22 protein-coding genes are annotated in these 23449 nt (G+C 43.7%); all 22 read left to right on the top strand.

Features of this window, described 5'->3' with window-relative positions; translation table 11 throughout:
- The first annotated feature begins 156 nt into the window (after positions 1–156).
- The 22 genes from ndk (at position 157) to lptA (ending at position 23308) form a co-directional block, all read left to right on the top strand.
- A complete protein-coding gene (gene ndk, locus JMY01_RS07210) occupies positions 157–588 on the top strand; it encodes a nucleoside-diphosphate kinase (protein WP_201574930.1) in 432 nt (143 codons plus the stop codon).
- A gap of 465 nt (positions 589–1053) precedes the next feature.
- Positions 1054–2298: a 23S rRNA (adenine(2503)-C(2))-methyltransferase RlmN gene (gene rlmN / locus JMY01_RS07205; RefSeq protein WP_201574929.1), complete on the top strand. Its 1245-nt coding sequence runs from the start codon at positions 1054–1056 to the stop codon at positions 2296–2298.
- Positions 2299–2452: 154 nt separating this feature from the next.
- Positions 2453–3364, top strand: coding sequence for a type IV pilus biogenesis/stability protein PilW (pilW, locus tag JMY01_RS07200; protein WP_201574928.1), 912 nt, complete (start codon positions 2453–2455; stop codon positions 3362–3364).
- Positions 3355–4179 carry a RodZ domain-containing protein gene (locus JMY01_RS07195; RefSeq protein ID WP_307781397.1) on the top strand — a complete coding sequence of 275 codons (825 nt, stop codon included), beginning with the start codon at positions 3355–3357 and terminating at the stop codon, positions 4177–4179. The genes pilW and JMY01_RS07195 overlap by 10 nt, the downstream gene beginning before the upstream one ends.
- Before the next feature lie 96 nt (positions 4180–4275).
- Complete coding sequence (ispG, locus tag JMY01_RS07190) at positions 4276–5391, top strand: flavodoxin-dependent (E)-4-hydroxy-3-methylbut-2-enyl-diphosphate synthase (protein ID WP_201574927.1); 1116 nt, start codon at positions 4276–4278, stop codon at positions 5389–5391.
- A 255-nt stretch (positions 5392–5646) separates the two neighbouring features.
- Entirely contained in the window at positions 5647–6939 is a 1293-nt protein-coding gene (gene hisS / locus JMY01_RS07185; protein ID WP_201574926.1) for a histidine--tRNA ligase, read from the top strand.
- A 112-nt stretch (positions 6940–7051) separates the two neighbouring features.
- Complete coding sequence (locus JMY01_RS07180) at positions 7052–7870, top strand: tetratricopeptide repeat protein (protein WP_201574925.1); 819 nt, start codon at positions 7052–7054, stop codon at positions 7868–7870.
- Between the two features lie 84 nt (positions 7871–7954).
- Positions 7955–9163: an outer membrane protein assembly factor BamB gene (gene bamB, locus JMY01_RS07175; RefSeq protein WP_201574924.1), complete on the top strand. Its 1209-nt coding sequence runs from the start codon at positions 7955–7957 to the stop codon at positions 9161–9163.
- 370 nt (positions 9164–9533) lie between these two features.
- Positions 9534–10967 carry a ribosome biogenesis GTPase Der gene (gene der / locus JMY01_RS07170; protein ID WP_201574923.1) on the top strand — a complete coding sequence of 478 codons (1434 nt, stop codon included), beginning with the start codon at positions 9534–9536 and terminating at the stop codon, positions 10965–10967.
- Between the two features lie 219 nt (positions 10968–11186).
- Positions 11187–12152, top strand: a complete 966-nt coding sequence (locus JMY01_RS14085) for a hypothetical protein (RefSeq protein ID WP_227677743.1) — start codon at positions 11187–11189, stop codon at positions 12150–12152.
- Positions 12082–13134: a HAMP domain-containing sensor histidine kinase gene (locus JMY01_RS14080; protein WP_227677742.1), complete on the top strand. Its 1053-nt coding sequence runs from the start codon at positions 12082–12084 to the stop codon at positions 13132–13134. The genes JMY01_RS14085 and JMY01_RS14080 overlap by 71 nt, the downstream gene beginning before the upstream one ends.
- Positions 13135–13398: 264 nt before the next feature.
- On the top strand, positions 13399–13740 hold the full coding sequence (locus JMY01_RS07160; RefSeq protein ID WP_201574922.1) for an isoprenylcysteine carboxylmethyltransferase family protein: 342 nt from the start codon (positions 13399–13401) through the stop codon (positions 13738–13740).
- Positions 13741–13921: 181 nt separating this feature from the next.
- Positions 13922–14251, top strand: coding sequence for a DHCW motif cupin fold protein (locus JMY01_RS07155; protein ID WP_201574921.1), 330 nt, complete (start codon positions 13922–13924; stop codon positions 14249–14251).
- A gap of 615 nt (positions 14252–14866) precedes the next feature.
- Positions 14867–15472 (top strand): 6-carboxytetrahydropterin synthase, encoded by a 606-nt coding sequence (locus tag JMY01_RS07150; RefSeq protein ID WP_201574920.1) that lies wholly within the window; start codon positions 14867–14869, stop codon positions 15470–15472.
- Positions 15472–15993: a tRNA (adenosine(37)-N6)-threonylcarbamoyltransferase complex ATPase subunit type 1 TsaE gene (gene tsaE / locus JMY01_RS07145; protein ID WP_201574919.1), complete on the top strand. Its 522-nt coding sequence runs from the start codon at positions 15472–15474 to the stop codon at positions 15991–15993. The genes JMY01_RS07150 and tsaE overlap by 1 nt, the downstream gene beginning before the upstream one ends.
- 45 nt (positions 15994–16038) lie before the next feature.
- Positions 16039–17817: a DNA mismatch repair endonuclease MutL gene (gene mutL, locus JMY01_RS07140; RefSeq protein ID WP_201574918.1), complete on the top strand. Its 1779-nt coding sequence runs from the start codon at positions 16039–16041 to the stop codon at positions 17815–17817.
- A 44-nt stretch (positions 17818–17861) separates the two neighbouring features.
- On the top strand, positions 17862–19034 hold the full coding sequence (gene miaA, locus JMY01_RS07135; protein WP_201574917.1) for a tRNA (adenosine(37)-N6)-dimethylallyltransferase MiaA: 1173 nt from the start codon (positions 17862–17864) through the stop codon (positions 19032–19034).
- Between the two features lie 424 nt (positions 19035–19458).
- A complete protein-coding gene (gene hfq, locus JMY01_RS07130) occupies positions 19459–19989 on the top strand; it encodes an RNA chaperone Hfq (RefSeq protein ID WP_201574916.1) in 531 nt (176 codons plus the stop codon).
- A 417-nt stretch (positions 19990–20406) separates the two neighbouring features.
- The gene (locus JMY01_RS07125; RefSeq protein WP_201574915.1) at positions 20407–21399 is read left to right on the top strand and encodes an SIS domain-containing protein; all 993 of its coding nucleotides are present in this window, start codon (positions 20407–20409) and stop codon (positions 21397–21399) included.
- Positions 21400–21472: 73 nt separating this feature from the next.
- Entirely contained in the window at positions 21473–22039 is a 567-nt protein-coding gene (locus JMY01_RS07120; RefSeq protein ID WP_201574914.1) for an HAD family hydrolase, read from the top strand.
- Complete coding sequence (lptC, locus tag JMY01_RS07115; RefSeq protein ID WP_201574913.1) at positions 22036–22632, top strand: LPS export ABC transporter periplasmic protein LptC; 597 nt, start codon at positions 22036–22038, stop codon at positions 22630–22632. The genes JMY01_RS07120 and lptC overlap by 4 nt, the downstream gene beginning before the upstream one ends.
- Before the next feature lie 193 nt (positions 22633–22825).
- Positions 22826–23308, top strand: a complete 483-nt coding sequence (lptA, locus tag JMY01_RS07110) for a lipopolysaccharide transport periplasmic protein LptA (RefSeq protein WP_374220366.1) — start codon at positions 22826–22828, stop codon at positions 23306–23308.
- The last annotated feature ends 141 nt before the right edge of the window (positions 23309–23449 follow it).

Below are 23449 nucleotides of genomic sequence, written 5' to 3'. Positions count from 1 at the left end.
TCATTTATAGCGTCAATCATTATAATAGGCAACAATCTTACGTTGAGTGTTGTGTGTCCGTATTGGTGATACATAGCAATGGACTTGGCGTGATGGCTAGAGATAAAACAATCCCTTTCATTTCCTGTTTAACCAACCATTTATTAGGAGCTTTTTATGGCTAACGAACGTACTTTATCTATCATCAAACCTGACGCTGTTGGCGGCAACAACATTGGCGCAATTTACAGCCGTTTTGAAGACGCTGGTCTAAAAATCGTTGCGGCAAAAATGCTGCATCTTGATGACGAAAAAGCAGGCGGTTTCTACGCTGAGCACAAAGAGCGTCCATTCTACAATGACCTAGTATCATTCATGACTTCAGGTCCAGTTGTTGTGTCTGTATTGGAAGGCGAAAACGCTATTGCTAAGCACCGTGAAATCATGGGCGCAACCAACCCAGCTGATGCTGCTGAAGGTACTATCCGTGCTGATTTTGCTAGCAGCATCGATGAAAACGCCGTTCATGGTTCAGATTCAGCTGAATCAGCCAGCCGTGAAATCAGCTACTTCTTCAATGATGATGAAGTTTGTGCACGTACGCGTTAATAGCGGTGATTATTGATATCATCTGTTATGATTAAGGATGATTGTTAATAATTATACCAAACCCAAAAATTACGACTAGCGGTGTCAAACTCGCTAAGCCTACTAAGTGTAGTACTTGCACTCGTTTTCCTAGCTACTCTAATTTTTGGAAACGGTATTAGTTTCGCCAAGCGGCTTATATCTTATGGTATAAGCCGTTTTAGCTATTATAATAATCGTATTCTTTATTGAAAACTGTCGTTGTTTCCCTCATTATCTATAATTACTCAGCATTATCAATCCCTTATCAGCATACTTTTATCAATTGCTATTTATGAGTTCTAAGCGTTCATAGTAAATGAATACAATGTTAAATTGATAAAACCTGCGCTCATAACGGATTGATCATGCACCACGGTATGGTCAAATCCCTATAAATAATTGCAAAGCTCGTATAAATACGCTCATGCAAAAAGGTTGTCTATTATGTCCACTATTCAAACACCCGTTCAGCACGTACCTGCAAAGACTACTAATAGCATTAAGCTGGTAGATGAGGCACAAGCCAAGACCAATCTATTAGGAATGACGCAAGCGCAACTTGCCGACTACTTTAAAAGTATCGGTGAAAAGCCGTTTCGTGCGACCCAAGTGATTAAGTGGATATATCAGCACGGTGTGACTGATTTTGAACAGATGACCAACCTTAGTAAGTCATTGCGTGATAAATTGTCACTGAATGCTTGTGTGACTCCGCCCAAAGTCATTCATCGTCAATATAGCGATGATGGCACACGTAAATGGGTGTTTGAAGTGACGGGTGGCTCGCTGGTTGAGACGGTGCTTATTCCCGCAGATGACAGTAAGGTAAACGGCCGTAAGACCTTATGTGTGTCTTCACAAGTTGGCTGCGCGCTTGACTGTAGTTTTTGTAGTACTGGCAAACAAGGCTTTGAGCGTGATCTGACGGCGGCGGAGATCATCGGGCAGCTATGGGTCGCCAATGCCTCATATATGACTGATGAGCATGACAGCCTAGAGGGTGTTGATCACAGCTTATGGGAAAACAATGTGACCAACGTGGTCATGATGGGCATGGGCGAACCGCTATTGAATTACAAGCCAGTGGTCGGCTCGATGGAGCTGATGCTCAGCGATCATGCGTATGGTTTATCAAAACGCCGTGTCACCTTATCGACATCAGGCGTAGTACCAAAAATGTATCAGCTGGCGCAAGATATAGATGTGGCACTCGCCATTTCACTGCATGCACCCAATGACGAGCTGCGTAATGAGCTGGTACCAATTAACAAAAAATATCCGTTAGAGGAGCTCATTGCCGCCGCAAAAAACTATGTCTATGACGTCAATCCGCGCCATAAAAAGCATGTGACCATTGAGTATGTCATGCTAGATGGGGTCAACGATAGCGATGAGCATGCCAAACAAATGGTTGCGCTGCTCGATGGCTTGCCAAGTAAGATTAACTTAATCCCGTTTAACCCATTTCCGCATGCGCCTTATGACAAATCAAGCAATAACCGCATTCATGCTTTTAGCAATATCCTGAGTGAAGCGGGTTTTGTTTGTACCATTCGTCAAACGCGTGGTGATGATATTGATGCCGCCTGTGGTCAGTTAGTTGGGCAGGTAGCGGATCGAACCAGACGCTCGGCAGCATGGCAACAAAGCATCAAGGATCGCGGTATGAATAGTGATGTAGAGGTTTGATATCTCTTTTATCATAGCTTGTAGCAAGAAATACAGCTGTCATTCATACTCTGAAACAATGAGGAAATGTAGTAATGTAAACTAAATTGTACTTAAGGTATCTAAATCCATTAAACTAATGGCTTTGTTGATTTGCAGTTTTATGAAGGCGGCTATGATGACCATTAAAAACGCTTGGCGTAAGCCGAAATGTTTACTCCCTAAGTACTTAATGCCTAAGTACTTAATGCCTAAGTGCTTACTGATAGCAAGTGCGCTTATGGCCTTGATGGCGGCTGGGTGTCAAAGTACGCCCAGTAACGAGCTTGCTGGGATGGAGTATCAAACCTCAACCCAGCCCAGCAATAATCGCAACCTTGATAAGCAAGAAATCGCCCGCGTTCGCACGTCGCTTGCGGCGCAATATATCCGCAAAAACGAGCTTGATACCGCACAGCGTCAACTAGAAAAAGCCTTCGCTGCTGATAGCCGATATGCACCCGCCTATGATATGATGGGCGTCCTGTTGCAGCAAGAGGGCAGCCGCATTAATCTTGAAAAAGCAGATCAGTATTTCAAGAAAGCGATTGCGCTAGATAGAGATTTTGAACAAGCACGTAATAATTATGGCGTTTACTTATCCCAGATGGGACGCTATAGCGAAGCAGTAGAGCAGTTTGAGGTTGCAGGCTCGGCTTTGGGTTATGAAGGACGCATCGGCGCGCTTGAAAACCTAGGGCGTACGTATTTGCAGCTTGATAATAGACACGCCGCGGCCAAAGCTTTTTTACGGGCATTAGAGGGTAATCACAACAGCATCATTGCTCATATCGAGCTGGTTGACTTACTCCTTGAACAACAGCGTGTGCAGCAAGCGCAAAGACTCTATGATGAGACTTTGATACTGGTAAAGGGGCAGGGTATGAGCCCGCGACTTCTGTTGCAAGGTATCAAACTTGCCGCCGCGCAAAATGACATAACGGCGCGTCAACAGTTGGCGCAGCAGTTGCTATCCGCTTATCCATTAAGTGATGAAGCAAAACAACTTAAGACTTGGCTTAACAATCCAGAGGCACCATGGAAATGACCAACCCATCAACGAACAATCAATCTAACGCTCAGGGATCATTTGGTGCCATGCTGCAGCAAGCCCGTAAGACTAAGCAATTAAGCTTAGAGGATGCATCACGCGAGCTGTTTATTTTAAAGCGTCATCTGCAAGCGATGGAAGACGAAAACTTCTCAGCGCTGCCACAAGCTGCTTTTGCCCGCGGTTTTGCTATTAATTATGCAAAGTTCCTAGATTTAGATCCTGTACAAGTAGCGACCAGTTTTGATGCAGCTTACCCTAATGAATTGAAGGTACAGTCGACAAGTAATATTGACTCCCCATTACGGCCGATGGGTACCTTGCAACGTGATAGCCGTAGCCGGATTCGCTTCAATCCGTTACTGATCATTGCCGTCATAGGCTTGATTATCTTGGCAGTGTTTTTATTCCGTATGGTGACCAATGCCAGTAAAGACTCTCAAGACACAACCCCAGTTGTTGAAAACCTGTCAGCATCAGAGCAAGCGCAAGGAGCAGCAATCGATACGAGCGCTATCGATAATGTCGGTGCATCTGGCTCTGCGCTCAATTTAAATAATACGGCTGCTATGACAAATGCGGCACTAGACGTCAATGTAACGGCTAATGCTGATATCACTATCACCGATGCGTCAGGCGCCAGCCTGATGTCTGGTCGTCAAACGGTTGGTGACTATAAGCTGTTTGGTACACCTCCTTTCAATATTCAGATTGATAATGTAGACAATGTTAATTTATCGCTTAATCAAGAAGCGGTTGCTTTAGATCAATATGCGACCGATAAACAGGCCAGCTTTGCGCTAACACCTTAAGCGGTCCTGATTTTTAGAAGCATTCATTTCAATTAGCGCATTCATTATCAATTCATGGTTTAATTCTATCTTTTGCTATGCTTAAAGGATTCATATATGTCAACGTCATCGCCTATTAACCGTCGTCCTACCAAAAAAATATATGTCGGTGATGTCGCGATTGGCGGCGATGCACCGATCAGTGTGCAGAGTATGACCAACACTGACACTTGTGATGTGGCAGCGACGGTTGCCCAAATTGAGCGCTGTGTTGAAGCAGGTGCTGATTTGATGCGTATATCGACGCCCACAATGGATACGGTCAAAGCTTTTGCTGAGATTCGCAAACGTGTCAGCGTGCCCTTGATAGCCGATGTACATTTCGATCATAAAATTGCGCTTGCGGTTGCCGAAGCGGGCGCGGATTGTTTGCGTATCAACCCGGGCAACATCGGTAGCGATGCCAAGGTACGTGAAGTGGTTGCTTGTGCCAAAGACTACAATATTCCAATTCGTATTGGCGTCAATGCTGGCTCACTCGAAAAAGACATTCAGCGTAAATATACTGAGCCAACTGGCGAAGCGATGCTAGAGTCGGCCATGCGCCATATCGATATTTTGGAGCGTCTAAACTTTGACCAGTATAAGGTGTCGGTCAAAGCCAGTAATGTATTTTTGACTTTGGATGCGTATCGCTTGATATCGGCACAAATCGATAACCCGCTGCATCTTGGTGTCACCGAAGCTGGCGTCTATCGTACTGGCGCGGTCAAGTCTGCTATTGCCCTGGGTGGTTTATTATTAGATGGTATCGGCGATACCATACGCATCTCCTTGGCAGCAGAGCCTGAAGAAGAGATTAAGATCGGGTTTGATATTTTAAAATCGCTCAATATCCGCTCTAACGGCGTCAACTTCATTGCTTGCCCAAGCTGCTCACGCCAAGAGTTTGATGTCATCAAAGTGATGACGGCGCTAGAAGCGCGTTTAGAAGATATTCGTGAACCGATGAACCTATCGGTTATTGGCTGTAAAGTGAACGGTCCAGGTGAAGCGAAAGAGGCTGACATCGGCATCGTGGGTGCAGCGCCAAAATCATTGGTCTACCGTATGGGTGAAAAAAGTCACCTCATCGATACCGATAATTTGGTTGATGAGATCGAGGAAATGGTACGTGCGCATGCTGATGACTTGGCAAAGCTGCGTGAAAACGAAATCATTAGAGTTAAGTAAGGTAGTGATAAATCATTACGATTAGCTAATAACTACCTGATTCTCAACTTATTACGAACTATCGTAGGCTGTGGCTTTAGCCCAGCATTGTGCTCCTATAAAGTTTCAAAGCTGGGCTAAAGCCACAGCCTACATCAATAATTTTAGAATAGTTAAGAGTGGGGTTAATAACTATAATTGGTTAATAGTTATAAATTTGGCACCGATAACAACAATAGAAACAACGGTTATAACTTTTAAGGATATGATTGCATCATGATCAAGGCTATTAAAGGGTTTAATGATATCTTGCCAGAACAGTCGGCTAAGTGGCTAAAGTTGGAAGCCATATTGGCAGATGTATTAGGTAGATACGGTTACGAGCATATTCGCTTACCGATCGTTGAGCAGACAGATTTGTTCGCTCGTGCTATCGGCGGTGCGACCGATATCGTCGAAAAAGAAATGTATAGCTTTGCTGACAAATCAGATCCGCCAACGCCTCTAACCTTACGTCCTGAGGGCACGGCAGGCGCGGTACGTGCGGTGATTGAACATAACCTACTGCGCGGCGATACGCCAAAGCTTTGGTACATTGGGCCGATGTTTCGCTATGAGCGTCCACAAAAAGGCCGCTATCGTCAGTTCCATCAGATAGGCGTGGAGAGTTTCGGTAGTGCGTTGCCAGATGCTGATGCCGAATTGATTGCGATGACGCATCTGATGTGGCAAGAGCTGGGTCTAAAAGATGAGATGCGCCTAGAGCTGAATAGCCTAGGAGAGACCGATGAGCGTCGTGCTTATCGCGAGGCGCTGGTGGCTTATTTAACCGATAAGCAAGATCAGCTTGATGAGGATAGTAAGCGCCGCCTAACCACCAATCCACTACGTATCCTCGATAGTAAAGATGCCAATACACAGGCGCTACTTGCTGATGCGCCCAAACTGGCGGACTTTTTGGGTGAAGAAAGCATTGCGCATTTTGAGCAAGTGCAAGCGTATTTGACGGAGCTAGGCATTGATTATGAAATCAATCCGCACTTGGTACGCGGGCTTGATTATTATAATAAAACAGTCTTTGAGTGGGTAACAGACAAGCTTGGTAGTCAAGCGACTGTCTGTGCTGGTGGACGTTATGACGGACTAATCGGACAGTTAAAGTCTGTCGGCGCGCGCGATGATAAGCCAGCCAAATCTGAGCCTGGCGTTGGTTTTGCAATGGGTCTTGAGCGCTTATTATTGCTTATTGAAGCAGTCGCTCCGATGCCAGAGACCTCGGCCTGTGATGTTTTTGTCGTTGCTCATCCTGACGTATTCAGCGCAGGCTTTAGTTATGCGCAAAGATTGCGTTATAGCCGCCCAGATCTCAGAGTAAAAATGGCGAGTGCGACCAGTTTGAAAGCGCAAATGAAAAAAGCGGACAAGTCAGGAGCGGCATTGACCGTCATCATTGCACAGCAAGAGCTGGATGACAGCACCATTAGCATTAAAAACATGCAGACGGGTGAGCAGAGCACTGTGGCGCAAGATTGGCTAGAGGCAACAGAGAACTTTATGCGTCCTCAATAAATTCGTTATTGGTTGAAATGTCGTCAGATGCATTCAATTTAGCAAGCTAACTTATAATCACTCGCTCTTTCGCAATGAGTTTTAATAACTAGATTTTATCAGGTAAACAAACATGGTTCAGAATACTCAATCGCCAAATGCAGACAATTCGATGCAAGCGCTCAAGCAATACGGCAGCTATATCGTCACCGCTATTCTATTAGCACTGGCAGGCTATTTTGGCTGGACCTATTGGCAAGACAATCACGCGCGGGTAGATACCGTTGCTGCCGATCACTATGCTGATATCCAAAGACTGAATGAACAAGTCAGCTTGGCGGCGCAAAACCCAGATCTAGAAGCAGAAGCGCTAGCAGAGCTGGCTGCGAGCCGTGAACAGCTCAATCAAGATATTGATGCTTTAGTAAGTACTCACGGCAACTCGGTCTATGCTTGGCAGGCACTCATGATTAAAGCTCGTCAGCAAGTTGATAGCGATGACTTCGCTGGTGCTACCGAAAGCTTAAAACAAGCGTTATCAATAGACTTGGGTGATGCAGGATTAAGTGCCATTACTCGCTTACGCTATGCGCAGACACTATTGTCAGCGGGTGATGCAGATGCGGCGCGGTCGGAAGCAAATAATGATGTGCCTGTTTCTTTTGAAGCGAGTCAGCAAGAGCTGTTAGGTGATATCTATTTGGCACAAGATAATAAAGAATCAGCCATAAAGTCTTACGAAAATGCGTGGGAGCTACTTCGTAAGCGTCAAGAAACCCGTGCAGTATTGGCTTTAAAGATGGAAAGTTTAGGTATCGTGCCTGAACCAATCAGCGAGCAAGCCAGTCTTATTCAAGCTGCCGCTCCAGCAGCAGAGCCAATACTAATAGAAAACGGCAGTATTGAAGCCGGTGTTAACAATAGTAACGATTCTGACTCAGCAGCGCAGTAAATCAGCAGTACAATAAGCCATAGTTTATATTGATGATATCTGTTATTTTATTGACAGTTAATTTATTCGTAGTGAGAACATACAATGACCCGATCTATTCGCTTCAGCAAGATGTCAAAGGGCAAAACCATAAAGACCACTGTCATGCACGTGGCGGTATTGGCGCTAATGACGACTGCTGTCGTTGGCTGTAACCGCGGTATCAAGCCAGTCGTAAACGATCCAGTAAAACTGGTGCAAATTGCGCAGCCTATAAGTGTGCTGCAGCCTGTGTTTAGCGTTGATGTCGGTAATAAAAAAGCCAGCAAAAAAGACCCACTTAATTTGCAAGTGGGTTATGGTAATGAGCAAATTATCACCGCTTCACGTGGAGGTGATTTAACTGGCTTTAATACTGCTGGACAGCGCCTATGGTCGGTGAATGTTGATGATCAAATCACAGGTGGCGTGACATTAGACGAGTTTAGCCAGACGGCTATTATCAGTACCCGTGGCGGTTTGGTGATGGCGTTTGATAGTGCGACTGGCGCCAAACACTGGCAGAAGCAGCTATCGGGATCCGTGCTGACACCTGCGCTTATTAGCAATAATCGAGTGGTTCTATCTGCCAATGATGGTTTTTTACATGGGTTGTCTCTCCAAAACGGACAGTCAGTTTGGCAGTTTGCAACCCAAGTACCAGCGATTAGTATTCGCGGCACGGCCGCCCCGACATTGCTAGACGATAAGACAGCTTTGCTTGCTACGGCTGATGGTCGTCTGCATGCGCTTACTATTGATAGCGGTCTGCCACTGTGGTCAAGACGAGTCGGTGTTGGTACAGGCAGCAGCGAAGTTGAGCGCATGAGTGATGTGGATGGCATGCCTATCATCAATAACAATCAATTATTCGCCATTAGCTATAGCGGACAGTTAATTGGTATTGATTTAGCATCGCGTCAAGTGATGTTCGTCAATGAACTTGCCAGTCTTAAGTCTTTAGCAGTCAATGCTCAGCAAATCGTTGCTACCAGCTTGGATGGTAAAGTAGTCGCTTATGATCGTACTAATGGTCAAGTGATGTGGGAGAGTGAAGCACTGGCTTATCGTGCGTTAACTAATCCTGTGATGATTGGCAACTATATCGCTGTTGGTGATCTTGAAGGAGTCGTACATTTATTTGATCCTGGAACGGGTGACATTGTTAGCCGAGTTGAGACCAAAGGTGCGTTAACCAGTCTGCAAGTACAAGGTAGTCGTTTAATGACTCAAAGCACATCAGGGCAAGTTGCTATTTGGCAAATGGTTCGTTAAACGTACTTTATACGATCTATTACTGCGTGATCGCTATTTAGATCTATAAAGTAAGAAGAGTATGGCTTGTATTGAATTTAAACGCTGCTGAGTCAGCGTTTAATGTCTTGTGTAACTGCTGCATTTCACGTAATCTATGCGCCCCTGATCCTGATATAATGCAGCAGCGACAACCTTGTTAATAAGCTGTGCCTACTTATCAAGTGGATGACTTTCATCCGTCATCTGGTAGTAAGAGACGCGTCTATACCAACACGCCTTGTCTTGCCTTATATAGTATCCATCTAAATTTTCGGTAATATGACGCCTATTCGCTGTCATCATTATCCGCTACTGTATCCATAACTATGCACACAATAGAGAGTAACGAATGAGTATCAAGCCTGTGGTCGCTTTAATTGGCCGCCCAAACGTAGGTAAGTCTACCTTGTTTAACCAATTTACCAAAAGTCGGCAGGCACTTGTTGCCGATCTATCAGGTCTGACTCGTGATCGTCAGTATGGTGATGCAGTATATGAGGGCAAGGCATTCATCGTTGTCGACACTGGTGGTATTGGTGAAGCAGATGATGGCCGAGGGGATATCGATGATTATATGTCTGAGCAGTCGCATACAGCGATTCATGAAGCTGATATCATTGTCTTTGTCGTCGACGCTCGTGCTGGTATGATTGGCGCGGATGCTGAGATTGGCAAGTTTTTACATACTTTAGGCAAGCCTGTCTATGTAGTGGCAAACAAAGTCGATGGTGCTCATGATTCTGCACCTGCCGAATTTTATGCACTGGGACTGGGTGAGCCGTTTCCAATGGCCGCGAGTCATGGCCGCGGTGTCGGTAACTTGCTAGAAGCCATCACCACTGACATGCCTGAACAAGAGACAGTACGTGAGCCTAATGGCTTAAAGCTTGCCATCATTGGTCGTCCAAACGTTGGTAAGTCGACGTTGGTGAATCGTCTACTGGGTGAGGATAGGGTTGTCGTCTTTGATATGCCTGGTACTACCCGCGATAGTATCTACATTCCTTATAAGCGCGATGGCAAAGACTATGTATTGATTGATACTGCTGGCGTACGTCGCCGCGGCAAAATCGATGATAAGGTAGAGAAGTTCTCTGTTATCAAGACATTGCAAGCGATTGAAGACTCAAACGTCACGGTTATTGTGATTGATGCCCAAGAAGGTATCGTTGACCAAGACTTGCATATGATTGGCTATGCGCTTGATGCTGGCCGTGCCCTAGTGGTTGCGATTAATAAGTGGGATGGTCTGACTCAAGAACAAAAAGACTATATCAAAATTGAGATGGATCGCCGTTTTAGCTTTATACCTTATGTGAAAGTGCATCTTATCTCAGCATTGCATGGTACTGGCGTAGGTAATCTCTATCCGTCTATATTACGTGCTTATCAATCTTCGATGTTTGAAGTTTCTACCAATCGCTTAACGCAAATACTGCAAGATGCGGTCACAGCAAATCCACCACCAACCGTTGGTGGTCGCCGTATCAAGCTACGTTATGCACATATCGGTGGTCATAATCCGCCGGTTATCGTTATTCATGGTAATCAAACTGGCTCACTACCTAAGAGCTATCAGCGTTATCTTGAAAATCAGTTCCGACAGGTGTTCAAGCTTGAAGGTACACCACTCAATGTAGTCTTTAAGCTCAATGAGAATCCGTACGCCAATAAAAGTGATACGCCAACCAAAGCCAAAGCGCAACAGCTGCTTCAGCGTCAGCGTAATCGCAAGCAAAAGTACTCTAAATCCGATAGAAAGACCGATAAAAAAGGTCGCTAAATGCTTAATTGACTAGATAGCTGATTAATTAGATGGTTTTTGAATAGGGGGCTGAGTTTTATATACCTCTATGAGCTGTGAATATTTAGAGGCAGATAAGAGTTTTGTAAATCAAAAAGGGAGCAGTGGTGGCTCCCTTCTCAATAGCTTATAACTACCCTTAAGCTCCATGCGTATCATGTATTATAAATAAAAATCAACCCACCTTGAGTGAGTTACATGAGTAGAGACTCAGTTAAAAACATACCTACGCTTATTCGACGTACTATTTTTCAGGCCATCAGCTTTTCAGTATTGGCGGCTTTTGTGCTGTCTTTTTCCTACACCTATGTTTATCAATACCAGCAAAAAGCCATCCATGTTCAGAACTTGGGTGAGCTGCTTGCCAGCAATGCCTCAAGTCCTGACGGTGCAAACTTAGTTGCGAGACAAGTCAGCTCGTTGCTAGAAGATGACCCTACCTTACAAAGCATTCTGTTTTATTCTACTGACCAACCCATATCCGACGCCAATCAAACTGCTATTGGCCGTATAAGTAGCGATTGGTACAATGCCTTATTCAGTGATTCTATTAGCTTCAACTATCCAGTGACCAGCCGTTATCTGAGTGGTAGTAGTACTCAGCGAGATAGTTCTGTACTACAGCTTACTCCTGCAACTGTCAATAATGAGATGGACACAGCGGAATCATCAAGTCAGACGGCTACTCCGAATGCTTTGGTTGGTTATATTAATATTACTTTAGATATTCATAAGCTGCGTTGGCAGTGGATATATATCAACTTATTATCATGGTTTGCAACTATCTGCATTCCTATATTTATCGGTTGGTTTGTATTGCGTAAACTAAACCAACCGACCAAAGATCTTACTGAGCTAGTTAAGGTGTGTGATGTCGTCATTGATGATCCAGAGCTTGAACATTTACCGGTTATCCAGCAGAAGTTTTATTTTCAAGAACTGCTAAAAGTTAAAAAAACATTGGTTGTTTTATTTGACAGGCTGCAAGCTGCACAAAAAGACTATCAAGCTCTCGCTGACTTTGAACTGCAATTGCACAATAAAGACTTATCACTTGATATACAGCGCTCCAACTTTCAAAGTATGATCACTCATGAGCTTAAGACCTCACTCAATGCTATTTCAGGGGGGGTTGCAGCTATTGGACAATCAGTATCTCAATGATGAACAAAAAGACACGCTGGCCATTATTCGCAAGGGCAGTCAACATCTAGAGTTTACTCTTGAGCAGATTATTCAGCTCAATAAGATAGAAAAAGGTCAAGTAGCAGTGAGTCTCAATGAGTTTAATCCATTACAAATGATAGCTGACTTATTATTAGAGTTTGAACCAGTAGCCAAAAAAAAGGGGTTAGATCTGGTTAGTCGCGTTCATCATACTGGTTATATGCTTGAAGGAGATACGACGAAAATTCAGCAAATCTTGACCACGCTCATTAATAATGCGATTAAATTTACAGAAAATGGTCAAGTCGTTATTGAGTCTCAACTGACTCACCTTAATGAAAGCATGCGTTGGCAGGTGCATATTATAGATACAGGTATAGGTATCGAAGATATCTATTTTGAAGATATTTTCTTGCCATTTTTTCAGGTTGACTCTTCCCAAACTCGTGAGTATGAAGGCATAGGGGTTGGCTTATCAGTAATCAAGCAAATAGCTCAGCTTATTGGCGCCTCTATTGAAGTCAGCAGTGATCTGGGTGTGGGCAGTCAGTTTACCGTAACGATGCCACTGCGTCAGAGATATCAATCGAAGCAACAAAGCTTGTTGCAAGATATTAATATCTTATATTGTCACCAAGATGAAACAGGGTTTGAGGTAGAGACGCTGCAACGGTTCGGCGCTAATGTCACCTGTCATCAGCATGAGCAGCTGGTGTTGGATCATTTGGCTGAAAAGGAGGTAGCTATGGTGATGTTTGCTGAAGAGGTGCCACCAGAGCGGGTAGAGCGGCTGGCTAAGCGTATCCGTGAGCATGAAACGACGTATCGAACATTACTTATCTATTGGTATCCACCAGATGAAGAGCGCTATCTCGATGATTTTGAGCCTGGCTTAAAAGCAGCTGGAGTAGACTACTGTCATAGCGCTACACGAGATCCTAGAGTATTGAGTCGTTTGCTCAGTAAATGGTTGTATTGAAAAATCCCATGCAAATAAAGTATGGTTTTAGCTGACGATACTTTGTTTAGAGTATGTCTCAATAGTCCTCTAACGAAATCACTCTGCCTGCTGTAGATACAAACAACACTTTCACACAAGTATTATTTCAGTACAAAATAATCAATAGCATAAAGTTTACTACCTGCTACACTGAATTGATTGGCAATCATAAAGGGCTTGGCCAGCGTTATCAAACAATAAAATGTGCTGAAAGTTATCTATAAATATGAGCAGGGTAAAGCCATGAACTCTCTAGAGCTTAAAGTACCACCGGTAGCACAAGTCATTATCATAGCGATTGTCATGTATGGCGTCTCTAAAATCATGCCAAGCTTACAGTTCTCGTTTAATGGCTCAACTTTAATAGCTATTGGTTTGATAGTTTTAGGTCTATGCATCGGCATGATGGGCATTGCTCAATTTAGAAAAGCGCAGACCACACCGAATCCGCAGGCGCTTGACAGGGTATCCAGCTTAGTGACAAGTGGCATCTATCAATACAGTCGCAATCCCATGTATTTGGGATTAGTGCTAGCCTTATTTGGTTGGGGTTCTATTTGTCTCACGTTCTACCGTTTGTGCTAGTGCCAGTTTTTATGCTTTATATGACGCGCTTTCAAATTCAGCCAGAAGAAAGGATGATGGCGCGAAAGTTTGGCAATGATTATCAAGCTTATCTGATGCGAGTACGAAGATGGATATAGCGTTTAGTAAGCAAAGAATTTTATGATGAATAAATAAATATCTACATCAGGGAGAAGATGTCATGGAAATGAAGAATATACCTTTTGGTATTACTGACTGGACGCAAGTAGAAGTAGTAGAGAATAAAGGTGAGACTGGCACAGGATATTGGAAAACCTGCGAATTTAACAACATTAATGTGCATATGGTTGAATACTCCGCAGGCTACCTAGCTGACCACTGGTGCTATAAAGGGCACATTTTGCTGTGTGTTGAGGGAGAGCTTAATACTGAGTTAAAAGATGGTCGTACTTTTACCTTAACACCAGGTATGACTTATCAAGTAGCGGATGATACGATTGCTCATCGCTCGTCAACTAAGACAGGCGCTAAGCTATTTATTGTGGATTGAAAATTCCCATAAAGATGCTAGGAAAGCTCAGTTTAGTGTTTTCCTAGAATACTGTTGTCATCTTTCTTGGATTTTTTGGCCGCTTTTTTCTCTTTTGCGGTTAACAGCGGTTTCTTTTTGACATTCTTCTTACTATCTTGACCTTTGCTCATGATTTATTCCTTTTGAGGCATCGTATACCGCCCTTTATATCAGACTGTGCTGAGCTAAGGGCTATATCGATACAGTTGACGCAATGATTGCGAGCTGTCTTGAGTATAGTCCTAAGCCTACGCAATAGGTAGCAATAGCAGAGTTCGCCTATGATTCAAATCAGATTCTCAACTCAATCCTTTTTTCATCTAATATTTATCCAAATCAACCTTCCTATATATTTGCCAAATCAAGCATAGTTGGTTTAAGGCTGTTGAGTAAAACTCCTAATCTAAGCTTCTAACCTAAGTTCATAAGCTAAGCCTAATGGATTCGTTCAATCAATATGAGTATTAATAAGTGCTTACTTACGGATAGATGGCGATTTGCTATAATGAGCAGCAAGCCGATCAATATATGCGGCAAACTCTTACACATCAATATTTAGCACAATGGTGCTTACTGTTTTGGTTAAAAATTATTATGCGTATTCGTAAACTCTTTAAATTTGAAAATGCTCATATTGTGCGAAACTGTAGCTCTGAGCGCTGCAAACACTCTATCCATGGTCATAGTTATCAGATCGAGCTGATACTTGAGGCCAATCGTCTAGACCACGGTCAGATGGTGTATGATTTTGGCTTATTAAAATCTTCGATTAAGGACATTATCGATAGTTTTGATCATGCGATTTGTTTTTGGAATAAAGACGATCCTGAGTATATCGCTGCTTGTAAAAAATTCAGCGCACGCTGGATAAGTTTGCCAGTCTCGCCATCAGCAGAGCAGTTCTCGCGAGTGATATTCTTTTGGGCGCAAGAAATCTTGCAGCAAACCCAAATGCAAAATGGTGAAGCCGATGTCAGCGTATACTCTGTCATTGCGCATGAGACTGCAACTGGCTACGCACAGTGTTTTGCTGATGATGTGGCCAATGAACAAATGGGTAAGCTGGTGTTAAAGGAGTTTGACTTTAGCGATCAAGTTCGTGCTGAGTGGCACGATCCTGAGTTGTATGACAAACTGATTCGCGGTGAAAGCTTTGTCAATCCAACAGTGACTATGCAAGTACAGGCAGGTACAGCCTGATGCATCATGATAACAATATAGCAGATGATAAAAACTTGCAAACCTTGACACTGCATTCTGAAGACGATACCCAAGCATTGGCTAAGCAGTTGGCTGCTTTGCCATTGACGGGGAGTGTGTGGCTGTCAGGTGATTTGGGCGCTGGTAAAACGACCTTGACGCGTTATTGGCTACAAGCGCTGGGTCATACAGGCGCGGTTAAAAGCCCGACTTATACTTTGGTTGAGCCTTATAGTATTCAGCAAGATGATGGTACGACTAAGCCCGTTTACCATGCTGATTTGTATCGTTTGCAAGATCCAGAAGAGCTGTCTTTTATAGGCTTTGATGAGTATCTAGATGAGCCAAATGCCTTGGTCATTATTGAATGGGCGAGCCGTGCAGATAGTTATCTACCGCCGCCGACATTATTTATCGATATAATGCAAGGCGACAATAATAGCCAATCACGTCAGGTTGAGCTGCGACTATCGAAAGCAGGACAAGCGCAAGGGTTAGACTTGTCGGTATTAAAGATTTAGCTTTAACCAACATGCCCTAATATTTAAAGAATATGACACTCATTCATGCCAGATAATTCTTCTAGTATCCGTATAAAAAAACTATCGCCGCTGCTGATCAATCAATTAGCCGCAGGTGAGGTGGTGACACGTCCAGCCGCTGTGGTTAAAGAGTTGCTGGAAAACGCTATCGATGCTGGTGCGAGCAACATTGAAGTTCACATTACCCAAGGTGGCATGGGTATGATTGAGGTAGTGGACGATGGCGTTGGTATTCATCCAGATGATATGGTGATGGCGATTACCCGTCATGCGACCAGTAAGGTCGCAGATGTCGCCAATTTGCATGGCATTACGACGTTGGGTTTTCGCGGAGAAGCATTGGCAGCAACGGCCGCGGTTTCTCGTTTGACCCTAACCAGTAGTCATGATGACAGTGGTATTGGTCGTCAGTTGCAAGTTGCAGGTATCTTGGATGATAGGCCAAAACTGCTCCCTGTCGTACATAATCGTGGAACGACGATTACAGTCAAGGACTTATACTTTAATGTGCCGGCACGTCGCGGTAACTTAAAATCTATCGCAACAGAATTTAACCATATTGAAACGATTGTCCGTGAAGTGGCTCTAGCACGAGCCGATGTGGCACTTACTCTATTTCATGATAATAAGAAGCGGCTGTCATTATCTGCAAGGTCTATTGACAGTAGTCACGATAGCGCCAACCGTCTGCCCTTATCACGTCTCGAGCAAGCAACTGGATTGCTATTGACCGATAACGCGCTAGAGATTGTGATTGATTTATCCAGTCTCATGCAGCAGCCTATAGAATACAGCGATCATAAATACTCAGATAATCAGGCAAGTATTAGTGGTTGGTTATGGCCTATCACTGACTCAAAAGATGCTTTACCAAAATTGCTATATGTGAATGATCGTTTGGTCAAAGAGCCGATCGTTAGCAATCAGTTGCGGCAACTTGCTCACAATGCTGGGCTAAGTAGCCTAGGGTATGCTCTGTATTTCGATATGCCAACTGAGTGGCTCAATATCAATGTACATCCCTCCAAACAGCGTATCAAAATCAGTCCATTAAACAATATTATGGCGCATTTAAGCCATGCCATTCGTGCAAGACTTAAGACGCTAAGTAACACTGATACGCTAGTAGCTACCAACTATGATAGACAGGCGCTAAACGATAACACCTATAAAGGTAAATCGTTCGATAATTTATTGCCCAAGATATCTACTATTGATTCAACACAGAGCAGGCAAGTACAAGCTCCGAAATATCCGTATCAGCTGTCAGCAGGCAAGCCGTTTTCTAAAAGCTCAGCAAAATCTTATATTGATGAATCGTCTGATACTAATGTTAATACTGTAAGTGTGGCTATAGCTGATAGCGTTAATGCTTTTAGTAGCCCATTTATAGAAACAGGACGATTACCCATTTGCTTGGATGTTATTATCAGCTTAAATGGTTTAGTCAATGAACCTACTATCAATAAAGAGGCTGATGATAAAACGCTACCTTGGTTATTGTTTTATAACCAAGGACGATGTTTACTTATTAGTGCAGTGGATTGGCAGTCAAAGCTACGTTTGTTATTTGAGTCCCATGTACTTAGCAGTAATGTATTCAAAAAAGACCAAAATTTAAATAGCGCAGCATCTATCAATCAGCAACTTGCTACCATCAGCACGCAAATGTCAGCGCAGGATGTGGCAGTCTTTATCGTAGATGTTGAGGAGTTACTGAGTAACAACGCAATCAAAGTTATAGATCGCAATAGATTGGTTTCGTTGATGTTGTCGTCCGTGTCCGAACAATTACATAGCTAAATGCTACTCCTGCTACTCACAATATAACTAGTAAAGGCAACTCTATGCGACATTCGTCTGATGGCTTATCTCATGGTTTGAGTCCTAATTTAGCGGATAATAGCGTGGTGTGCCTGATGGCACCAACAGCGAGTGGTAAGACCGCACTGGCTTATGAGCTATATGATACAGGGCGTTATGAGCTAATCTCGGTAGACTCAGCGCTGATATATCGTGACATGAATATCGGTACGGCAAAGCCAACGGCGAGTGAGCTGGCGCGCTATCCGCACCATTTAGTCGATATCATAGACCCTATGCAGAGCTATAGTGTCGCTGAGTTTGTCAGTGATGTCGCACATTTGATTGGTGGCTGTCATGAGAACGGCAAGATACCCTTGTTGGTAGGTGGTACCATGATGTATTACATGGCGCTACTTGATGGACTGTCTCCTGTGCCAGATAGCGATGATAGCGTCCGCATGCGCGTAGAGCAGTGGCGACAAGACGAGGGCATTAGTGCGCTCTATGATTATCTTGGCAAGGTTGATCCTGTGAGCCACCAGCGTCTCAATGCAACCGACACTCAGCGTATTACCCGTGCTGTTGAAGTCTATCTGCAAACAGATATTCCAATAAGTGAATGGCAGCGTAAGCCCAAGCAGGCATTGGCACATAATCCCAATCAGCAGTGGCATGCGCTGGCTGTGATGCCTGATCGCGTATGGCTGCATGAGCGTATTGCGCAGCGTTTGGATATCATGTGGGACGAGGGGCTAGTGGCTGAAGTCGTTAGTTTGCTCGAGCAGTATCCTCTGACACCCAACTTACCATCTATGCGCTGTGTTGGCTATCGACAGGTATTGGAGTATCTGGTACATATCAATCATCCAGTATTAGAACAACCGCATTTGGATAAGGCACAGTTTTATGATGCTTTTGGAGAGCTTGATGAGTCAGGTAGTCCAAAAGCAACACAAAATAAAGTAATTCAGCCGCAAGCGCAGCCATCAAATAGCGATAGTCAGACCGAAGTGCTTGCTTTTCAGCAGATGCAAAACAAGTCGCTATATGCAACCAGGCAGTTGGCAAAGCGCCAATATACGTGGTTACGTAAACTGACTCAGTTGCCAAGTGAAAACCTTGTTGTAGAAACCTCATCTGGCACATCAGCTAACAAAATAGAGATCGCTTCATTTACGACAATGACCCAAGCAAGTGACTATTTACTAAAGTGACTGTTTACTTTATTTAGTATGTACGTTAATTATTAGTTATCTAGGTGAAAGGAGAAAGTCTTACGTTTATAATGAATATTAAGTATTCATAACAGCAATATGTAAAAAGCAGGTGACAATAAGTTGCAAAAACTAGCCAAAATAACTGTTATAATTTATTATTATAGTATTGACAGACGGCTAGATATCGTTACAAGCAATGGTTATGAACCCTAGGTTTTAACAAAACGCTCGTTGAAATAACTGGTTACTTAATTATTTACAATAATATACCATTCGCGATAAAGTAGAATGACTTAAGAACAAATAAGTGTTTATTTAGATACGTTTTATCAATAACAATTTACTATTGTATCTGCTACTAACCATTATAATTAAACAAGCACTTATACTATAACTATATATATTATTTAGGAGAGTTTTCATGTCAAAAGGACAAACCTTACAAGATCCGTTTTTGAACTCGCTACGTAAAGACCGTATTCCTGTCTCAATTTTTTTGGTTAATGGAATTAAATTGCAAGGTCAAATCGAATCATTTGATCAGTATGTGGTGTTGCTGAAAAACACAGTGAGCCAGATGGTCTACAAGCACGCTATTTCGACAGTGGTACCAGCGCGCAATCCACGCAGTAGTGGTACAGCATCAACGACTGGTAGTAGCACGACTCAAGGTGCTGCCGGTTACCAAGGCGGTGCTGTAGGCGCTGGCTTTGAACGTGGTGGCAGTGCAGGTGGCGGTTTTGAAGAGCGCGGATTTGCCTCTAATCGTAGTGGCTTCAATCGTGGTGGATTTAGCCAAGGTCAGGATCGTGGCTTTGAGCGTGGCGCTTTAGGTCAGGGAGCTGATCGCGGCTTTGAGCGTGGTGGTTTTGGTCAAGATCGCGGCTTTGAGACACCGGCAGAAGGCACAGGCTCTGAAGGGTCAAGCAATGATTTTGATGACAATAAATAATAAATAGAGACAGCAAGTCGCTATTTAGATGCTGCTATCGTTAAAGGTACGTTATCGGTGTGCTTTTAACGGACATACTTATATTACAACTAGACCTGCTATATAAGTGGGTCTTTTTTTATATAGTCGATCCACTATAAAATAAATACAGTGCTACTGGGATGCTATAGCATTAAAATATAGGTTATGCAGCATCGAACAGTGACGCAGTCGCACAGCAAGCAAAGAAAATTTATACCAGTAGCACGCCGTAAAAGCGGTACTCTTTTTATTTAGGACTCACTATATAAAGCATTCCTATACTAGGCGAGAACTATCTATTTTCTCCTATATTATTAATATGGCTATTAATATAGTAAAATACCTCACTGATTGATAAGAACACCTCACCGACTAATAAACGTATTGAGCTAAACGATGAATAACCGTGCAAAAAACCTGACTCATGAGCAATTTATAAGTACCGCGATTGACGCGATAAATACTGAAAAAGCTGCCTTGGCATTATTGACAGAGCAGATTGATGATAGGTTTGCGCAGGCGTGTGATATTATTTTGGCTTGTAAGGGTCGGGTCGTTGTGACTGGTATGGGCAAGTCAGGACTCATTGGCCGCAAAATAGCCGCAACCTTCGCCTCTACTGGTACCCCTGCTTTTTTTATGCATCCAGGTGAAGCGGGTCATGGCGACTTAGGAATGCTGGTAAAAGGCGATGTGCTGCTGGCTATTTCCAATTCTGGTGAGTCAGATGAGATTAAGATGTTGCTACCAGTGGTCAAACGCCTAAATATCCCATTGATCAGTATCAGCCGTGATAAGCGTGGCATGTTACCGCGCGCAGCTGACATTGTATTGACATTGGGTAAGTCGCAGGAAGCTTGTCCGCTCAATCTTGCACCCACCTCAAGTACCACTGCTACTTTAGCACTAGGGGATGCCTTGGCTGTTGCTTTAGTACATGCGCGCAATTTTACTTCAGAAGACTTTGCCTTATCACATCCTGCTGGTGCGCTTGGTCGTCAGTTGTTAACGCGGGTTGAAGATTTGATGCATAGTAGTGTAGAGGACTTACCACTCATCAATCAGCAAGCGCCACTGCAAGAAGCTTTGTTTACGATGTCTGCTGGACGTTTGGGTATGACAGTAGTGACCGATGATGAGCAAAGAGTCGTTGGGGTGTTTACCGATGGCGACCTGCGCCGTGGACTTGAGAAGGGAATTGATTTGGCTACTCCTATGAGTGCGGTGATGACCAGCAACCCACGCCAAGTCAGCAGAACGATGCGTGCTTCTGATGCACTAAGTGTCATGAATGAGAACGCGATTAACCAGCTATTGATAATGGACGAGCAGGGTCATTTAGATGCTATTATTACTGTCCATGACTTACTGCAAGCGGGTGTGAAATAAACCCTCGTCTCTACATAAATTACGCTTCATATTCAACAGATCCTAATAAAAAGACTTGATAAGAGAATAAACTATGCAGGACTTAATCAAAAAAGCGGGACAAGTAAAGCTACTGGTAATGGATGTTGACGGTATCTTGTCAAATGGACAGATCATCTATGATGGCAACGGTGTCGAGACCAAAGCATTTTCGGTACACGACGGCGTAGGGGTCAAATCTTTGGCGCGTTATGGTATCTTGACGGCTATTATTACTGGTCGCAGCAGCGCTATGGTAGATAAACGCGCGGCTGAGATGGGTGTTAACCATGTGGTACAAGGCCGTGATGATAAGCTTGTCGCTCTAAATGAGCTACTTGCAACCTTAGATCCTGCGCTCAAAATTACCGCTGCCGATTGTGCCTATATGGGTGATGACTTGCCTGATATAAAAGCCATGCAAACGGTCGGTTTTGCCGCCACCGTCCCCAATGCGCATGCCGAGGTCATTCAGCGTAGTGACATGGTGACGACCAGATCTGGTGGTACAGGCGCGGTACGTGAAGTATGCGATCTTATTTTAAAAGGTCATGGACATTATCAAGATTTTATCGCGCACTATACGCTTGATGAAACCAATACTCAGGATGAATTGTCGTGAGTACTCGTGTTTTAATCATCATCGCCTTGATTATTGCGGTCATCGCTGGCTGGTTCTTCCAAAAGCAAGGTGAAATAACACCTCCGGTCAATATAGAGGCTTCAGAAGTAGACTATGAAGCGACCGATATTCAAGCGATACAGACCAACGAGCAAGGCGAAACTGAGTACGAGCTCAATGCCGATTCGTTGACACACAACCCAGTGACCAATCAAGATGAGATGTCGGGCATTACTATGAACTGGGAGCCTTCTGATGAGCAGCGCTATGTTATCCAAGCGGGCAGTGCTACTATTAATCAACAAACTGGTGAGCTGCGTTTATCTGGTGGCTTTAGCTTAGTGAGTGAAGAGAAGACAGGTGAAGAAGGCGCTGCATCTGATATCGAACCAATCAAGATCACGGGTCAGACGCTCAAAGGCAATACTAAGTCACGACAAGTTTACAGTGATGAACCTGTCAAAGTTGAACAAGGCATGAATCGTTTTCAGGCCTCAAGTATGACAGCCAACCTTGAAACTGGTGAGTATGAGTTTGGGCAAGTGGCCGTCACTTTCAACCCTGCTAAGCGTCAAGATCAGGCGCTGTTTTGATCGTTTTTAATCACGCCTATTGCTCTCATATAAGCTAAAATAAACGTTTAGAGTGAGCTAACGAACCCTATTTATTTCTCTAACACTCATTGCCTACTCATTATAAAAAGAGTCACTGCTTATGAAATCAAGTTTTTTGCTTACTAAACGCCTCAATCATATCCAGCGTTATTTATGCGTATTGCCGACAGTGATGCTATTGGCTTTGCCTCTATACGGTCATGCATTGCCATCTGATGCCAATCAGCCAATTAAGTTGCTAGCGGATAAAGCGACTTATAGTGAGCGTACAGGTGTCACCAGTTATTCTGGTAATGTCATTATTACTCAAGGCACGCTTAGGTTGACTGCTGATGATATTACGGTAAACCTCTCTCAGCAGCGTAGCATTAATTCGGCGGTAGCGACTGGACGTCCAGCGACCATGCAGCAGATAGTCACTAAAGAAAAAGGCCTAGCAAAAGGCCAAGCCAATAAAATAGATTACAATGCGGTCACGGGCATCATCACCTTAACGGGTAATGCCAAGCTAGATCAAAACGGTGCCAGCTTTGCAGGTAATGTTATTCGTTATAGTCTCAAAGCGGGAGATGTAGAAGCGACTGCTGGCGGTAATCAGCGTGTTGAGTTGATACTGCCACCTAGTAATAGTACTAACCAGAGCAGCATACGCTAAGACAATTCTGTGGTTTTGCCTAAGCGCTTAAATTTTGCATGAGTATGAGTATGATATGAGTGATAGCAAAGATTTAGATAACCATTCTGTAAATAGTAGTTCTATCAATAGCAGTTCTGACAGTCAAACAGTAGCCGCAAC

This window comes from Psychrobacter sp. H8-1, from assembly GCF_904846575.1.
Lineage (GTDB): Bacteria > Pseudomonadota > Gammaproteobacteria > Pseudomonadales > Moraxellaceae > Psychrobacter > Psychrobacter fulvigenes.
Note: the sequence above shows the minus strand (reverse complement) of the source record. Positions and strands in the feature narration are given on the sequence as shown.

What these genes read in the sequence shown, in the direction of transcription:
- pilW (WP_201574928.1), top strand. Translation starts at nt 2,453, where the DNA reads ATGATGACCATTAAAAACGCTTGGCGTAAGCCGAAATGTTTACTCCCT.
- rlmN (WP_201574929.1), top strand. Translation starts at nt 1,054, where the DNA reads ATGTCCACTATTCAAACACCCGTTCAGCACGTACCTGCAAAGACTACT.
- JMY01_RS07125 (WP_201574915.1), top strand. Translation starts at nt 20,407, where the DNA reads ATGAATAACCGTGCAAAAAACCTGACTCATGAGCAATTTATAAGTACC.
- JMY01_RS14085 (WP_227677743.1), top strand. Translation starts at nt 11,187, where the DNA reads ATGAGTAGAGACTCAGTTAAAAACATACCTACGCTTATTCGACGTACT.
- tsaE (WP_201574919.1), top strand. Translation starts at nt 15,472, where the DNA reads ATGCATCATGATAACAATATAGCAGATGATAAAAACTTGCAAACCTTG.
- hfq (WP_201574916.1), top strand. Translation starts at nt 19,459, where the DNA reads ATGTCAAAAGGACAAACCTTACAAGATCCGTTTTTGAACTCGCTACGT.
- ispG (WP_201574927.1), top strand. Translation starts at nt 4,276, where the DNA reads ATGTCAACGTCATCGCCTATTAACCGTCGTCCTACCAAAAAAATATAT.
- lptA (WP_374220366.1), top strand. Translation starts at nt 22,826, where the DNA reads ATGCTATTGGCTTTGCCTCTATACGGTCATGCATTGCCATCTGATGCC.
- bamB (WP_201574924.1), top strand. Translation starts at nt 7,955, where the DNA reads ATGACCCGATCTATTCGCTTCAGCAAGATGTCAAAGGGCAAAACCATA.
- mutL (WP_201574918.1), top strand. Translation starts at nt 16,039, where the DNA reads ATGCCAGATAATTCTTCTAGTATCCGTATAAAAAAACTATCGCCGCTG.
- der (WP_201574923.1), top strand. Translation starts at nt 9,534, where the DNA reads ATGAGTATCAAGCCTGTGGTCGCTTTAATTGGCCGCCCAAACGTAGGT.
- JMY01_RS07180 (WP_201574925.1), top strand. Translation starts at nt 7,052, where the DNA reads ATGGTTCAGAATACTCAATCGCCAAATGCAGACAATTCGATGCAAGCG.
- JMY01_RS14080 (WP_227677742.1), top strand. Translation starts at nt 12,082, where the DNA reads ATGAGCTTAAGACCTCACTCAATGCTATTTCAGGGGGGGTTGCAGCTA.
- hisS (WP_201574926.1), top strand. Translation starts at nt 5,647, where the DNA reads ATGATCAAGGCTATTAAAGGGTTTAATGATATCTTGCCAGAACAGTCG.
- JMY01_RS07150 (WP_201574920.1), top strand. Translation starts at nt 14,867, where the DNA reads ATGCGTATTCGTAAACTCTTTAAATTTGAAAATGCTCATATTGTGCGA.
- JMY01_RS07120 (WP_201574914.1), top strand. Translation starts at nt 21,473, where the DNA reads ATGCAGGACTTAATCAAAAAAGCGGGACAAGTAAAGCTACTGGTAATG.
- JMY01_RS07195 (WP_307781397.1), top strand. Translation starts at nt 3,355, where the DNA reads ATGGAAATGACCAACCCATCAACGAACAATCAATCTAACGCTCAGGGA.
- ndk (WP_201574930.1), top strand. Translation starts at nt 157, where the DNA reads ATGGCTAACGAACGTACTTTATCTATCATCAAACCTGACGCTGTTGGC.
- miaA (WP_201574917.1), top strand. Translation starts at nt 17,862, where the DNA reads ATGCGACATTCGTCTGATGGCTTATCTCATGGTTTGAGTCCTAATTTA.
- JMY01_RS07155 (WP_201574921.1), top strand. Translation starts at nt 13,922, where the DNA reads ATGGAAATGAAGAATATACCTTTTGGTATTACTGACTGGACGCAAGTA.
- JMY01_RS07160 (WP_201574922.1), top strand. Translation starts at nt 13,399, where the DNA reads ATGAACTCTCTAGAGCTTAAAGTACCACCGGTAGCACAAGTCATTATC.